Source organism: Chryseobacterium shigense (assembly GCF_014207845.1).
Taxonomy (GTDB): Bacteria; Bacteroidota; Bacteroidia; order Flavobacteriales; family Weeksellaceae; genus Chryseobacterium; species Chryseobacterium shigense_A.
Genome location: NZ_JACHLC010000001.1, coordinates 269,734 through 284,416 on the forward strand (window position 1 = coordinate 269,734; position 14,683 = coordinate 284,416).

13 protein-coding genes are annotated in these 14,683 nt (G+C 37.7%); 6 read left to right on the plus strand and 7 right to left on the minus strand.

Annotation, left to right across the window (positions count from 1 at the left end; translation table 11 throughout):
• Nucleotides 1–16: 16 nt before the first annotated feature.
• Nucleotides 17–1,312, minus strand: coding sequence for a tyrosine--tRNA ligase (tyrS, locus tag HNP36_RS01225; RefSeq protein WP_184161494.1), 1,296 nt, complete (start codon nt 1,310–1,312; stop codon nt 17–19).
• Nucleotides 1,313–1,457: 145 nt separating this feature from the next.
• On the opposite strand from tyrS, the gene HNP36_RS01230 reads away from it, so the two are divergent.
• The gene (locus tag HNP36_RS01230) at nt 1,458–2,018 is read left to right on the plus strand and encodes an RNA polymerase sigma factor (protein WP_184161491.1); all 561 of its coding nucleotides are present in this window, start codon (nt 1,458–1,460) and stop codon (nt 2,016–2,018) included.
• A 190-nt stretch (nt 2,019–2,208) separates the two neighbouring features.
• Entirely contained in the window at nt 2,209–3,075 is an 867-nt protein-coding gene (gene lipA / locus HNP36_RS01235; RefSeq protein WP_184161488.1) for a lipoyl synthase, read from the plus strand.
• A 149-nt stretch (nt 3,076–3,224) separates the two neighbouring features.
• Here the strand turns inward: lipA and HNP36_RS01240 are convergent, their stop codons facing one another.
• Nucleotides 3,225–4,085, minus strand: coding sequence for an AraC family transcriptional regulator (locus HNP36_RS01240; RefSeq protein ID WP_184161485.1), 861 nt, complete (start codon nt 4,083–4,085; stop codon nt 3,225–3,227).
• A gap of 193 nt (nt 4,086–4,278) precedes the next feature.
• Between HNP36_RS01240 and HNP36_RS01245 the strand changes: the two genes are divergently transcribed.
• Nucleotides 4,279–5,484 (plus strand): MFS transporter, encoded by a 1,206-nt coding sequence (locus tag HNP36_RS01245; protein WP_184161482.1) that lies wholly within the window; start codon nt 4,279–4,281, stop codon nt 5,482–5,484.
• 169 nt (nt 5,485–5,653) lie between these two features.
• On the opposite strand, the gene HNP36_RS01250 is transcribed toward HNP36_RS01245, so the two are convergent.
• Nucleotides 5,654–6,034 carry an STAS/SEC14 domain-containing protein gene (locus tag HNP36_RS01250; RefSeq protein WP_184161479.1) on the minus strand — a complete coding sequence of 127 codons (381 nt, stop codon included), beginning with the start codon at nt 6,032–6,034 and terminating at the stop codon, nt 5,654–5,656.
• 117 nt (nt 6,035–6,151) lie between these two features.
• Between HNP36_RS01250 and HNP36_RS01255 the strand changes: the two genes are divergently transcribed.
• Nucleotides 6,152–7,357 carry an NAD(P)/FAD-dependent oxidoreductase gene (locus HNP36_RS01255; RefSeq protein WP_184161476.1) on the plus strand — a complete coding sequence of 402 codons (1,206 nt, stop codon included), beginning with the start codon at nt 6,152–6,154 and terminating at the stop codon, nt 7,355–7,357.
• A 6-nt stretch (nt 7,358–7,363) separates the two neighbouring features.
• Here the strand turns inward: HNP36_RS01255 and HNP36_RS01260 are convergent, their stop codons facing one another.
• Entirely contained in the window at nt 7,364–7,942 is a 579-nt protein-coding gene (locus HNP36_RS01260) for a Crp/Fnr family transcriptional regulator (protein WP_184161472.1), read from the minus strand.
• Nucleotides 7,943–8,155: 213 nt separating this feature from the next.
• On the opposite strand from HNP36_RS01260, the gene HNP36_RS01265 reads away from it, so the two are divergent.
• Nucleotides 8,156–8,833, plus strand: coding sequence for a C1q-like domain-containing protein (locus tag HNP36_RS01265; protein ID WP_184161469.1), 678 nt, complete (start codon nt 8,156–8,158; stop codon nt 8,831–8,833).
• A gap of 65 nt (nt 8,834–8,898) precedes the next feature.
• On the opposite strand, the gene HNP36_RS01270 is transcribed toward HNP36_RS01265, so the two are convergent.
• The 3 genes from HNP36_RS01270 to HNP36_RS01280 form a co-directional block, all read right to left on the minus strand.
• On the minus strand, nt 8,899–10,086 hold the full coding sequence (locus HNP36_RS01270) for a vWA domain-containing protein (protein WP_184161466.1): 1,188 nt from the start codon (nt 10,084–10,086) through the stop codon (nt 8,899–8,901).
• Nucleotides 10,087–10,104: 18 nt separating this feature from the next.
• A complete protein-coding gene (locus HNP36_RS01275) occupies nt 10,105–11,706 on the minus strand; it encodes a DUF4139 domain-containing protein (RefSeq protein ID WP_184161463.1) in 1,602 nt (533 codons plus the stop codon).
• A 155-nt stretch (nt 11,707–11,861) separates the two neighbouring features.
• Nucleotides 11,862–12,536, minus strand: a complete 675-nt coding sequence (locus HNP36_RS01280; protein WP_184161460.1) for an SIMPL domain-containing protein — start codon at nt 12,534–12,536, stop codon at nt 11,862–11,864.
• A 320-nt stretch (nt 12,537–12,856) separates the two neighbouring features.
• Here HNP36_RS01280 and HNP36_RS01285 point away from each other — a divergent pair, with 320 nt between their 5' ends.
• Nucleotides 12,857–14,638: a histidine kinase gene (locus tag HNP36_RS01285; protein ID WP_317168938.1), complete on the plus strand. Its 1,782-nt coding sequence runs from the start codon at nt 12,857–12,859 to the stop codon at nt 14,636–14,638.
• Nucleotides 14,639–14,683: the final 45 nt, after the last annotated feature.

A 14,683-nucleotide genomic window follows, 5' to 3' on the forward strand; every position in this document is an offset into this window, starting at 1 on the left:
ATATTGTTTACAGTTTTTACTGGACTTTTACAATAAAGTAGCTTTTCTTACCCTTTTGAAGTAATAAAAACTTCCCGTCAATCAGGTCACTTTCATTAGCTGTAAAAGTATCGTTTACCTTTTCTTTGTTTACAGAAACTGCATTTCCTTTAATCTCTCTTTGAGCCTCGCTTTTAGACTTTAAGAAACCTGATTTTTCAGAAAGAAGATCGGTAATGCTTATCCCCAGAACATCAGCTTTTGGAAGCTCTTTTTGCGGAACACCATCAAAAACTTCAAGGAAAGTTTCCTCATCAAGGCTTACCAGGTCTTCAGCGGTAGAACGCCCGAACAAAATTTCTGAGGCTTTAACAGCTTTTTCATATTCTTCTTTGCCATGTACCCATACCGTTACTTCTTCGGCCAGTCTCTTCTGAAGTTTTCTTTCATGAGGAGCTGTTTTATGTTCTTCAATTAAAGCTTCAATTTCTTCTTTTCCGATGAAGGTGTAGAACTTAATGAACCTTTCAGCATCTTCATCCGTTGCATTCAGCCAGAACTGGTAGAATTTATATGGTGAAGTTTTCTTTTTGTCCAGCCAGTAATTTTCCCCGCTTTCAGACTTTCCGAATTTGGAACCGTCAGCTTTGGTGATCAAAGGAACCGTTAATGCAAATGCTTCTCCCTGAGTCTTTCTGCGGATAAGTTCCGTCCCTGTGGTAATATTTCCCCACTGATCAGAACCTCCCATCTGAAGCTTTACGTTATTATTTTGGTAGAGATGAAGGAAATCATATCCCTGAATCAGTTGGTAGGTGAATTCTGTAAAACTCATCCCGTCTGCTCCGCCATCTCCCGAAAATCTCTTCTTTACAGAGTCTTTCGCCATCATATAATTAACGGTGATGTTCTTTCCTACATTTTTAGCAAAATCAAGAAAAGAAATGTTCTTCATCCAGTCGTAGTTATTAACCAGTTCAGCTTTATTGGGACCGTTACCTTCAAAGTCCAGGAATCTTGAAAGCTGGTTCTTTAAACAGTCAACATAATGAAGAAGGGTAGCTTCATCCAGTAGGTTTCTTTCTGCAGATTTTCCCGAAGGGTCTCCAATCATTCCTGTTGCACCTCCAACCAAAGCAACAGGTTTGTGTCCGTGCTGTTGGAAATGCGCTAAAATTTTGATCTGGATAAGACTTCCGATATGTAAAGAATCAGCAGTCGGGTCAAAACCAATATATGCTGTAGTTAGCTCTTTATTCAGCTGTTCATCGGTTCCAGGCATCATATCGGCAAAAAGACCACGCCATTTTAGTTCTTCTATAAAGGAATTCATCTATAATTTTCTTTAAAATTTTACGGGGCAAAGATAGTAAATTCAACAGAATGAAGAGTAAATGCAGGATGACAAAAAACTAAATGTACGGATCTGCTTATTACTCTCTTTGACTTTTCACTTAAAAAAATTATATTTGTTAATAATGAATGACGAACAGCTATTCCTGCTTATTCAAAAGGCAAAAGAAAAGGACCAGAAGGCCCAGACCAAACTCATCAATGTTTTTTGGGTGGATGTCTTCTCTTTTGTGATGAAAAAAGTAAAAGATGAAAATGATGCAGATGAGATCACGGTTAATGTTTTTTCAAAAGTATTGTCGAAGCTGGATATGTACGACCCTCATTTTCAGTTTAAAACATGGGTATTGACGATTGCCCAGAATACGGTTATTGATTTCTGGCGAAAAAGAAGCCGCGAAAACCAGGATCCTACCGAGAACCTTGATGAGGTAAAAAACCAGTTTGCAAAATCTCCCGAAGAGCTGATGATCTCTGATGAGGAACAGAAAAAAATCATCAAAACCATTGAGTCGCTGGATGCCAATTATCAAGACATCATCAGGCTAAGATTTTTCGAAGAAAAAAGTATCAAAGAAATTGCTGAAGAACTGGGGATTTCTGTTGCCAATACCAAAGTAAGGGTAATGCGCGCCAAGAAGGTCCTTGCAGAACTCCTGAAAAATAATGAGTTTGAGGATAATTAGTTCCATTGTAAATTTAAAACGAAGTTCAGCTTAATAATCTTAACCGCTTCATAAACCTTAATGGTTCAAATTGTTACAAATAAAGTTTTTCAAAAAAATAATTTCCATATTTTACATTATCTGTTCCATCAATTTTTCCGTTAGATGGTTTCCATTAAAAATTCCTTAACTTTGAACTTCAATTTTAGAAATGGAAAATTTAGTTCAAGATACTACCGTTCAGAAACCAAAGTGGATCCGAGTAAAACTTCCTACCGGAAAAAATTACAGAGAGTTGAGAACTTTGGTAGATAAATATAAATTAAATACCATATGCCAGAGCGGAAGCTGTCCGAATATGGGGGAATGCTGGGGAGAAGGCACGGCAACGTTCATGATCTTAGGAAATATCTGTACAAGAAGCTGCGGATTCTGTGGAGTAAAAACAGGGAAACCTCTTGATGTGAACTGGGATGAGCCGGAAAAAGTGGCACGATCTATCAAATTAATGAAGATCAAACATGCGGTTCTTACTTCTGTAGACCGTGATGATCTTAAAGACATGGGCTCTATCCTTTGGGGTGAGACTGTAAATGCCGTAAGAAGAATTTCTCCGGGAACAACAATGGAAACACTTATTCCGGACTTTCAGGGAATTACCAAACATATTGACAGGCTGGTAGCTGTGGCTCCTGAAGTAATTTCCCACAATATGGAAACTGTAAAACGTCTGACAAGAGAAGTAAGAATCCAGGCTAAATATGAAAGAAGCTTAGAAGTCCTGAGATATTTGAAGGAAGCCGGGCAGAGAAGAACAAAAACAGGCGTAATGCTTGGTTTGGGAGAAACAAGGGATGAGGTTTTCCAGACCATTGAAGATATCAGAAATGCTAACGTAGATGTGATTACACTTGGGCAGTATCTTCAGCCTACTAAAAAACATCTGCCGGTAAAAAAATTCATAACACCGGAAGAATTTGATGAATTCGGAGATTTTGCAAGGAGTTTAGGTTTCAGACATGTGGAAAGCTCTCCACTTGTACGAAGCTCTTACCATGCTGAAAAACATATACATTAAAATAAAAAACCACTCTCAGGAGTGGTTTTTTATTTTAAGATTCAAAGATTTAAAAATTGAAGGATTTAAAAATTACTGTGCGTTTAAATTCAATAGGGGTGGGCTTTAGCCCGCCCGTAACAATAATATTCCTCCGGCTTTAGCCAAATCTAATTCCTTATCTCAATATTCTTCAAATGCTTTTTCCTGAATTCTGAAGGTGTTTCTCCCGTATGCTGTTTGAACAGCTTGTTAAAGTAAGACAGACTCTCAAAGCCTACCTGGAAACAGACATCCGTTATAGAATAATCTTTCAGTAAAAATATCTTAGCCTGGTTAATCCTGTAGTTATTAACAAAATCCGTGAACGTCATATTCGTCTGCTTTTTAAAATAACGGCAGAAAGCCGGAGTACTCAGGCTGACTATCCTTGCAATTTCATTCACGTTTGGTTTTGCATCATAATTCTCGTGGATATAATCATAAATAGTTCCCATTCTGATCTTGTCATTCAGGAACCATTTTATCCTTGTGTCCTCTTTATTCAGCTCCTTTACTTCATCTGAAGCAGCAAGGATCTGCAGGATTTCAATCAGGCCTATCAGGGAATCAAAAGAGTTTTTATCTTTGATCTTATTAAGTTTTTCAATCACTGTCTTTTTTGTTTCACCTGAAAATGAAAGTCCCAGATATGATCTTTCCAGAAGTTTTTTAATGTTTTCAAACTCGGGAACGGGAATAATAATGTCCTGAAGAAAATTTTCTCTCATCTGTAATACCAATTGCCTGCAATCCGTCTGAACACCGTAATCAAAATTGAGATGAGGTACATTGGAACCTATCAGAAGCAGGTCGCTTTCTGTAAAAACTGAAATATCCCTTCCTACGTGGCGGATTCCATTGATAGCTTCTACATAAACAAGCTCTATTTCCGGGTGATGATGCCAGAAAAAACAGTTCTTTAAAGAGGGAGAAAAGAGCTTAAAAGATTTTCCGTTTTCAAACTCTATAATTTCTTTCTGGATTTTCATTGTGTTCTCTTTTGATTGATTCTGATTTTAAAATTACATAAAAAGGTTAATATGGAGCAAAATTTTATCATTTAAGGAGAAGTGAAAACAGATATTTCTCCCGATTTTTGCACTTTGAGAAATAGAGATGGACTGCCGTTTTTATTTTCCGACAGAATCATTTAAAATTAATTCGAAAAAATGTTTACTGACAATGAAGATTGATAAAAGAATAATACCGCTGGCTATAGGCGGTCTTGGGATAGGAACCACAGAGTTTACCGTAATGGGTTTGCTGCCCGATATAGCCAATACCTTAAAAATTACCATTCCGGAAGCGGGACATCTCATTTCAGCTTATGCAATGGGTGTTGTAATAGGAGCTCCGATTCTCATTGGATATTCCGTGAAATTTCCGCCAAAAAAAGTGTTGATGGTTTTAATGATCCTTTTCACATTATTCAACGGACTTTCTGCGGTGGCTCCTGATTATACCAGTATGATGATCATCAGGTTTATGTCTGGGCTCCCTCACGGAGCGTTCTTCGGAGTAGGAACGGTAGTAGCCTCAAGGATGGCAGGAAAAGGGAAGGAGGCATTTTATATATCCTTAATGTTTACGGGACTTACGGTGGCTAATCTGGTCATGGTTCCATTGGTCACCTATATAGGACATGTTTATCACTGGAGACTATATTTTGCAATTGTTGCATTGATAGGACTTTTTGCGATATTATTCCTGAAATTATGGCTGCCGGCCATAGAATCCAACCAGGATACCCATTTCCTGGAAGAACTTAAATTCCTTAAAAATAAGCAGTCATGGTTGGTTTTAGGAATCACAGCGATTGGATTTGGAGGACTTTTCACATGGTTCAGTTACATTACTCCTTTAATGACGATAGTGGCAGGAATACAGAGTAATCAGATGGCTTATGTAATGATTCTTGCAGGGGCAGGTATGGTAGTCGGGAATCTCGCCGGAGGATTTATTTCTGACAGATTGGGACCGGAAAAAACATGTGTATTACTGATTTTCCTGATGATGCTTTCCCTTGCAGGTGTATTTTTCCTTGCAGAATATAAGAGTATGGCACTTGTACTTACATTTGTATGCGGAGCACTGTCCATGTCCGTTGCCGCACCTATTAACATCATGATGATGAAAGCTGCACCTAAAAGTGAGATGATGGCTGCTGCTTTTATGCAGGCCGCTTTTAATATAGCTAATGCAATGGGGGCATTTTTAGGAGGAATTCCTCTGGAATATGGATTTTCTTTTAAATATCCTTCATTGGTAGGAGTGGGGATGACGTTCATCGGTCTGGCAATAAGCTTAAGATACAGATACCTGTATGGCAAAGAAACTGCTCCTGAAGATGAAGATACGGTTATAGAATGTGTACCCTGTGATAAATAGAATAACATAACAGTTGTACTGATCATACAGATTGTTTCAAAAAAGTTGCGGTACTTTAACGTAATTAATCAATACAAAAATAGACTCTGTTCACCCTGAACAAAGTCTATTTTTCTTTACAGATCTGTTTCAATTTTTGATAAGTTGAAACAAATTTTATAAAATAGTGTTACACTTCTACCTCATTGCCGTTTTTACACCAGTAAAGTGCATTGTACAGGTTTTCTTTAGGAAAAGATTTAAATTCTCCCGGCATCAGGACGCTGAAAATATCCGTAAATTTCTGCACGCCCTCTTTGTCTGTAACAATAGCCGTGCGGTTCCATTTTGTAAGATTTTTTAGTCCTAAAAATACATCTTCAAGCCATGCTCCTGTGGTAAACTTATCCAGATCAGTATCCAAATACAATAAGTAATTCAGTTCGCCAAACTGATCTACTTTTTCTTTTACATGAGGAATGACAAGGTTGTCAAAATCTTCTTTAGTCACTTCTCCGGTTGCATTGAATGCTGCAACATTTTCCGGAGCTTCTGGAATAATCGTTATCATATTTACTTATTTTTAATGTGGTTGGATTTTAGAACTGGGTACAATAATTGCACCATAAAATGATAAAAAACAGTTAAATTACTTATAAATGTTATTATTTAAATATAATATTCAATTATGGATCTGAAATCAAACGAACCTTTCTGGCTTTTAAAAAACGGATTGACAGCTTCCTATCCGTCCCTGAAATCAAATGAAGAATGTGATGTACTGATTATAGGAGGCGGCATTACCGGTAGCCTTGTTGCCCATCAGATGGTTAATGACGGCTATAAAACAGTCCTGATTGATAAACGGGAGATCTGTAACGGAAGCACTTCTGCTACAACTTCCATGCTGCAGTACGAAATAGATGTCCCTCTTTTTGAACTTGAGGAACAGATAGGCAGGAAAGGAGCTGTAGAAAGTTATAAAGCTTGCTCCGATGCTATAGATATCCTTGAAAAACTTACAAAAAAGATCCGGTCTGATGCTGGATTTAAACGAAAGAAGTCTTTGTATTTTGCTTCAAAGAAAAAAGATGCGGATTGGCTTAAAGAGGAATATAAAGCGAGGAAAAATACAGGATTCGAAGTGAAATGGCTGGAAGCAGACCAGATTGCAGACCAGTTTGGATTTGAGAATACATACGGAGGTATTCTGTCCAAACAGGGAGCAAGCATTGATGCTTTTAAATTTGCTCATGAATTATTCGAGCATAATGTAAAAAAGGGATTAAAAATATTTGATAAAACCGAAATGAAAAAGGTGGATTATCATAAAGGCTTTAATCTGGTGACAGTGGATAGCGGCTTTCAGATCAAAACGAAAAAAATAATTTACTGTATCGGTTATGAAAGCAAAAACCTGCTGAAAGAAAATTTCGTTGATCTGAAAAGCACTTATGCCATTGTTTCGGAAATTGATAATGATAAATTTAAAAATATAGGCAATACGCTGGTCTGGAACACGGATGATCCTTATATCTATATGCGGACAACAGACGACGGAAGACTTTTAATAGGGGGTGGAGATGAGGATTTTTATGATGCCGGAAAACGCGATTCCCTTCTGAACAAAAAAGAAAAAGAGATCCTGAAAAACCTGAAAAAAATAAAGCCGGATTATCATTTCTATACAGATTTCGTCTGGGCCGGAACCTTTGGAGAGACCAAAGACGGACTGCCTTATATCGGGGAACATAAAAAATTTAAAAACTCTTATTTTGTTCTGGGTTTTGGTGGGAACGGGATCACTTTTTCTGTAACGGGAATGGAAATGGCTTCACTGTTTATGCAGAATAAAAAGCACATTTTATCAAAGTATTTTAGATTCGGGAGGTAGATTTTGCTATTGTTTGGGTGTAAAATAGCGTTTTTTTAGTCTGCTTAATGAAACGGGATGCATTCCCAGGTAGGTTGCAAGATCTTTGGATTTTACCCTCAGTATCAGTTTGGAATTCTGCTGAAGCAGCTTCAGGTATCTTTTTTCGGGGGTTAAGTGTAAAAAGGAAGAGAACTTTAGGTAGATATCCATTGCCGTATTTTTCCAGAATGCAAGAAGAAGCGTTGTAATATTAGGGTAATCTTTAATGGTATTTTCCAGGTCATTATAATTGAACATAAATACGGAAGTTTCTTCCAGTGTTTCATAGGTAAATGATGAAGGATGTTTAAGCGTTAAAACTTCCATAGAGCCGTATACACTGTTTTCAGGGAACAGCCAGACGGTTTTGTTATTCTTGTCATAAGCACGCACCAGTCCCTTTTCAATAATACCTACCTGTTCAATTTGTTCACCTCTGTGCATAATGATCTTATTTGCGGGATAATTGACTACCTGAACCATTTCTCTCAGTTTTTCCTTATCCCTGTCATCCAAAAAATGATTTTGGTCAAAATAGATTTCTATAAATTCATTATAATTCATCTGATGTGTTTTTGTAATATCGAATTTATAAATATTATTTAAATTTCTCTGTTTAGTGAGAGATTAAATGTAAAGCTCCATGTTTTTTTTGTTTATTATTAACTTATGTTAATAAATCGTTTAACTGTAGCTAATAAATAACTCCTACGATGAGTGAAATATTTTTTTGTCTTTATCTAAGGCATACATTTGTTGTGCTATAAATAAATGATAATGAAAAGAAAAGTTATTTCAGTCCTGCTTTTTCTAATAGGAGGGCAGGTCTGGTCACAGGTAGGTGTTAACACCGATGATCCTAAAGCAATGTTGGATATCAATGGCAATTTACGGGTGCGTACTGCAGAGAAATGTCTTGACGAGGCATGTACGGAATCTATTTTGGTGAAAAATAGTGACGGATATGTTCAGACTGTTTCAAAAGATCAGGTATTTAATTCAAATGGCAGATCATATGTTTCCGGAACAGGGAATGGCGGAACGATGCTGGTCTCTATTTCGTTACTCCCGAACTGGGGGAAAATTTTGTTTGACAAGGAACTAATGGATGACCACAATGATTATGATCCCTCAATTGGTACATTCACAGCTCCTAAAGATGGAATCTATGCAGCATATGTACAGGTTAAAACCTCTTCTGTCGTTTCTGCAGGTGATTTTGGAGTGGGTATTTATGTAAAGAGAGGGTCGGCCGCACCGGAACTGATGGCTGAGGAAAGCTATGCAGGTATAAATGTTCTTTCCATTGACGTATCACCGTCTACAAGGAAAACGCAGTCTATTGTTTCGTTAAAGGCTGGCGATCAGCTTTTCTTTTGCGCAAAATCAACTCTTGCTACCCTTAATCTTATAACAGGGGCTTCATCTTCATTCACAATTTATCAGATTAAATAATTACTGTTGTTTCAATTTTAGACAAGAAAAACCGCTTCAAAAATGAAGCGGTTTTTCCGCAGCTATCAACTATATCCGTTTTTTCTGGCAAGCTCAAGAATAGAAGATTCAATAGCTTTTCCGAGATCATCAGAATCTGAATTTCCTCTTTTCTTCATTTCAGTATCAATATAATCCTGGCGTTTCTTAGAAAGTTCCTCAATTTCTTTCTGAATTTTATTCCTTTCTCCAGATTTTACAGCTACCGCTTTTTTAATCTCATCTTTACTTTTACCTTTTAATTCAGCCGGCAATGCATCATCCTGTACTGTGGCAATAAATCCGGCGTCTTTTTCTGCTTTGTCCACCAGGTCCCAGTGATCATTTTTGTAGGCATTCTTCTTAGATTTGGCAACAGTTCTTTCTACATAGTTGGAAACCGACTGCACTTCGGCATTTTTATCCTGGGCAGCCTGTTTAAGCTTATATTCAGAGCCGTGGCTTCCGTAGTAAATATAAGTGTCATTTAGTTTTGTGTTGCACTCTGAGATCCTTACATCATAGGGTGTTTCAATATAGATTACCTTTCTGTCGCTGTCGATATTGAAATATTTACCACCTCCCACAACGGCACCGTTCTGCCAGAAAGTTTGGGTTCCTTCTTCTCTGCTTCCACAGAAAATGGTATTCGTATAAATATTTTTGTTTTTAGCTTTCGAAATTACTTCTTTGTAATTCACCCTTCCCTGGTCAAACGGTTCATTTCCGGCAATATAGATCAGTTTCATGCTCTTTTCATTACCATCCCAGTTCAGGTTCATGGAGGCATCACGGATTACGGCACCGCAATATTCGCTTCCGCCATTGGTTCTGAGGGCAAATAATTTTTCTGAAACAAGATCCAGGTCCTGCGTAAGCGGTGTTACCTGACGGATATAATTTTCATCGCGAATACCATCGTTTCCGTATTCATAAAGGGCAATTTCAATTTGAGGAGCTTGCCCGTTGTACTTGAGTGTGGTTAAAGTATTTACAATATTCCACAATCTTGATTTGGCCTGATCGATAAGCCCGTCCATACTGTTCGAAGTATCCAGCAGAAGTGCCACCTGAATTTTATTTTCTTTTGATATAGATCTTTCCTGTGTTACGGAAGCCGTTTGTACCATTGTTTTTCTGCCTGATGTATTGCTGTTTGAACAGCTGTTGCCAAAACTTCCGGAGCTTAAAAAAGCTGTACCTGCTGTCAGTGCTAAAATTTTTAAAGTTGTCATAATATATTTTTTTATTGGTTATCTGTTGTAATATTGAATCTGCATATCTTTTGGATACTTCACCTCATAAGAGAAACTGATCTTGTCCGAACCTCCACTGCCGATATTTCTGTTCCAAAGAATGCTTCCCGTCTTATCATCAAAGCTTCCGTTGCCAATTTCCAGGGCTTTTACCAGGATTTTGGAATTCTCGCTGATCGGAAGCTGGTCGAGGACCTCCAGTTCGATGCTTTCTTTCGTATTATTTCTGATGCTGATCTGGTAAGATTCGGTATCCCATTTATTGCTGTTCAGCGTTTTTTGGGAAGTTTTGTCTTCCAGTTTGATCCTTTTTACCGTAATTCTTTCATCTACTCCCAGGGAGATCGGGAACTCGTCCTTCACATAATTGCTCGTGATATTGGTTTTTCCGATATAATTATCATCAAAATAGATATTGGCTTCACCGGAGATCAGATTGAGATTCTGCCAGTTTCTGATAAATGCCATCAGGAATACCTGGTTGTTCAGTTTCGGAACTGTGTGGTATTTGTAGACAGCGTCTATCTGCTTTTTGTCAAGGATTACATACTGTTCCTTTTCCTGGCTCAAAATGGTTTGATTATAATTTAATTCATAAATCACGTTCATCTGGCTGTCCGAAACTGTTGCTACAGGGATCTGGCTTGGCTTAACGGCTGCATCTTCTCTCATCTGGTAAGAATTGACCTCTTTAGCAGCTGCCTTCAGCCTGTAATTGGCCGTTTCAGACTGAGGATTATAAGCTGTGTATTCAGCAACATAAAGCGGGGAAAGGATCGGTCTGTCCTGGTTGTAAGAAGGCCTGTAGGTGGAAACAAACAGCTTTACGTTTTTCCAGTCCTGTCCGGTTTTCTGGTAGATTTTTCCTTTATAAACCATTTCAAGAGGTTTCTTTACAGATTCTGCACGCAGATCGTAAGACGGTACCCAGCCTGCATCAGAAACAATATAGCTTACCCCTAAGTTCAGATTGGTTTCATTGTCTGCAAGGATTTCAAGAAGAAGCTCTTTCCTGTTGGTATTTTTATTGGTTTGCTCTTCAGCTGATTGTTTGTTGATTTTGGCAATACTTTCATCCAAAACAGTTTTCTGTTCGTTCAGAATAAAAACCTGATTGTCGATTTCCAGCATTCTTTTCCTGTAAAACTCAGTCAGCTTGATCAGTTGTTCCTGCGGGGTAGATTTATCATTGGTGGAGACTTTCAAATTATCATTAATGATATTCTGCTCGCCGGTCAGGTTCTTGATCTGGATATTCAGTAAATTCACCTGTCTTTGCAGCTTCTTTCTTTCATCTTCCAGCTTTTTTTCACCTTCGGATAATTCATCGTTTTTCAAAAAATTACTTTGTGGAGTGATGGAAAGCAGGGTAGTATTTTTCTCAAGATTGATTTTGTAAGTATTTTCATCCAGATTGTTCGGAAGATTGATGATTCTTACCATATTTCTCCCTTTCTGAAGATTGACAGCTGTGCTTCCAAATACTTTGGCGCCCTGCAGGAATATGGTAGCCTGCTTTACCTCAATTTCTTTCTTTATTTCCTGTGCTTTTATAAACGAAACAGAAAATACGATGAGTAGTAATAAATAGCGTTTCATAGTTTATTATTTTAAATTCCTGAAGTAAAATTATCTGTATTTAAGGCTGAAAATCCGGAGACTTGGTGAATCCGGTCTTTCACTTGGTGAACCCGGAACCCTTATGGATAAAACAAAAACAGCCCTTTCGGACTGTCTTTTTAAATCTGTTAATTCTAAAGGATTTCGTATCTCGTCTTGATGCTGTATTTCAGCTTGATATTCTCGATATTGTCAAAAGAAAAATCTGCAGGGGCATCCGCTGCTTCCAGCTGAACATTTCTGATACTGCTTTTATAAGCTGCAGGAAGAACCGTGTCACTGGTATAATCTTCAATCTCAATAATTTCAATAGGGGCTCCTGTTTTTTTACCCATGCTTTCCAACAGATAATCTGCTTTTTCTTTTGCGGCTTTTAAAGCATTGATTTTAATGGTTTTCTTGAAATCGGAAATTTTAGTGTTCTTCACTTCTGCAACATTCAGGCTGCTTACCCATTTCTGGTTGAGGTCTTCAAATATTTTGCTGATATTTGCTTTTGTACCGGCCTTGAACAGGTAGTTTTTCGTAAACTTCCCGTTCTTGGCGTATACATTCTGGTACATAGATTTGAATTTGATATCCTCATTTCTTACACCATTATTTTTTAGGGTTTCAAACAGCTTCTTTTCATTATCAGCGAGGTCATTCTTGTTATCTGCCTTGATGCCGATACTGAAGATAATTTCGTCCGGTTCCACTTCCATTTCTGCAATACCTGTTACTTCAATTGCATTTTTCTTTACTTCCTGTGCGTTCACAAAGCTCCCGAGAGTAAAGATTCCGATCAATAAAAAATGTCTCAATTTCATAATTTCTTGTTTTAAATTCTAAAGTAAAATTACTGCGATCTGAAACCCGAAGCAGAGAAACTTGGTGAAATGAGGTTTTCACTTGGTGGATAGTTCGAGAGAGGAAAACCTTTACAGAATAATGTATTGTGAACCGTTAAGAGAATTTTAAGTTGCTAAGAACATTAAGGACAGGTTCAATTAGGTGCTTAATAAAATCCCGATGGTTCAAAAAAATAACCCATAATCTACAAAACTTGGTGAAACACATTGTTGACTTGGTAAAGAATAGAAAAGGTTATATAAACTTTTACTTACTTTGCATTAAAGATCTGGAATCCGTGAAATTAGTTTTTAAAATACTTTTCATTTTTATCCTTGCTGCAGGAAATTTCTGTACAGCACAGGATTCCACGCGGGTTACCCAGGCCTATAAATCTGCTGTAAGACTGAAAAAAGCGGTAGATAATAATGATAATAAAGGGGTTGCCGACAGTTATGTAGGAATTGCAAACGATTATTATAACCAGGGAAATTATGCCAAAAGCGAAGAATTTTTGGTTAAGGCCAGGAATATTTATAAAAATCTAAACGATAAAAAGAATCTGGAATCCGTGACCCGGAAAATTGCCCAATCACAGGAAAAGCAGAATAAAATAACTCCTGCGATAAGCAATTACAGCATGGCAGCCGACATGAGCTACAGTGAAAAAAGCAAAGCAGTTAATACCAATGATGCCGCAAGGCTCTCTGCTCCTACAACTGAACAAAAAGCTGAAGCCATTCAGGATAACATCAACATAACCCTTAAAGATAAGGATAAAGGAAATCTGGCTGAAAGTTACAGTCAGATGGCGGATATCAATATACAGCAGAAAAATATTCCCAAAGCAGAAGAAAACCTGAACAATGCCTATGTAATTTCCAAAAAAGAAGCCCCTCAGCAGGCTTTGGAGATCAACCGGAAGCTTACCGATTTCTATGTTGAAAACAGGAACTTTGAAAAAGCCATTGAAGCCAAAAAGAAAGTACTGAAAGAAGATTTTGTCAAGGAAAATTCACAGGAAAAAGTAAACCAGATTCAGGAGCTGGCTGATATTTATATCAAAAAAAATGATCCGGAAGAAGCCGTGGTCTTATTAAAAAATGCCTACGGAATTGCTTTGGAAAAAGGGCACACGCTCGAAGCTCAGAAAAGTGTAAAAAAGCTGGACAGTCTTTACAATATTTCAGGGAATACCGGAGCTTCAGTTTCGCTGTACAGGGATTTTCTCGGGAAACTTCCCGATCTTGTTTCTAAAGACAGAAGCCTGGTAGACAATAAAATACTGGAAGATACCGAACAGAGAATTTCCCAGCTTGAAAAAGAAAAAGAGCTGAAAGATGCCCTTATCCGGAAGAAAAATGTCTTTAATTACAGCCTGATTGGAGCTCTGGTTCTGCTTACCGGACTGATCGTATTTATTTTCAGGACTTTGAAGAAAGTTCAGATCAAAAATAAAAAAATTGCGCTGCAATCATTACGGCGTGAAATGAATCCGCATTTTATCTTTAACAGCTTGAACAGCGTTAATCATTTTATTGCGACCAATAATGAGCTGGAAGCCAATCAGTATCTCACAAAATTCTCCAAGCTGATGCGTGGTGTGATGGAGAATTCCACAAAAGATTTCATTCCTTTTCAGCAGGAGCTGGATTTGCTTCAGAATTACCTTGCTCTTGAAAAGACCCGTTTTGCAGATAAATTCGATTATGAAATTGAGGTAGATGAAAGCCTGAATATGCAAAGCCTGAAAATTCCCGGAATGCTCATTCAGCCGTTCCTTGAAAATGCAGTATGGCACGGATTGCGCTACAGAACTGAAAAAGGATTTTTAAAACTGAATGTTGAAAAAGAAACCCGGCATTTAAAAATAACCGTTGAAGACAACGGAATAGGTATTGAGGAAAGTAAAAAGCAAAAGACCCAGCACCAGAAAACCCGTGAAGGCCGCGGAATGAAAAATACCCTGGAAAGAATCAGTTTGCTGAACGACCTTTATAAAAAAGAAATTTCCTGTTCCATAAAAGACAAAGAAAACAATAGTGGGGTTTTAGTAACCATAAAGATCAATCTGACCTGATCGAGAGTAAAGAAAACTGCCCGTAATCTGCAATCTATTACCTGA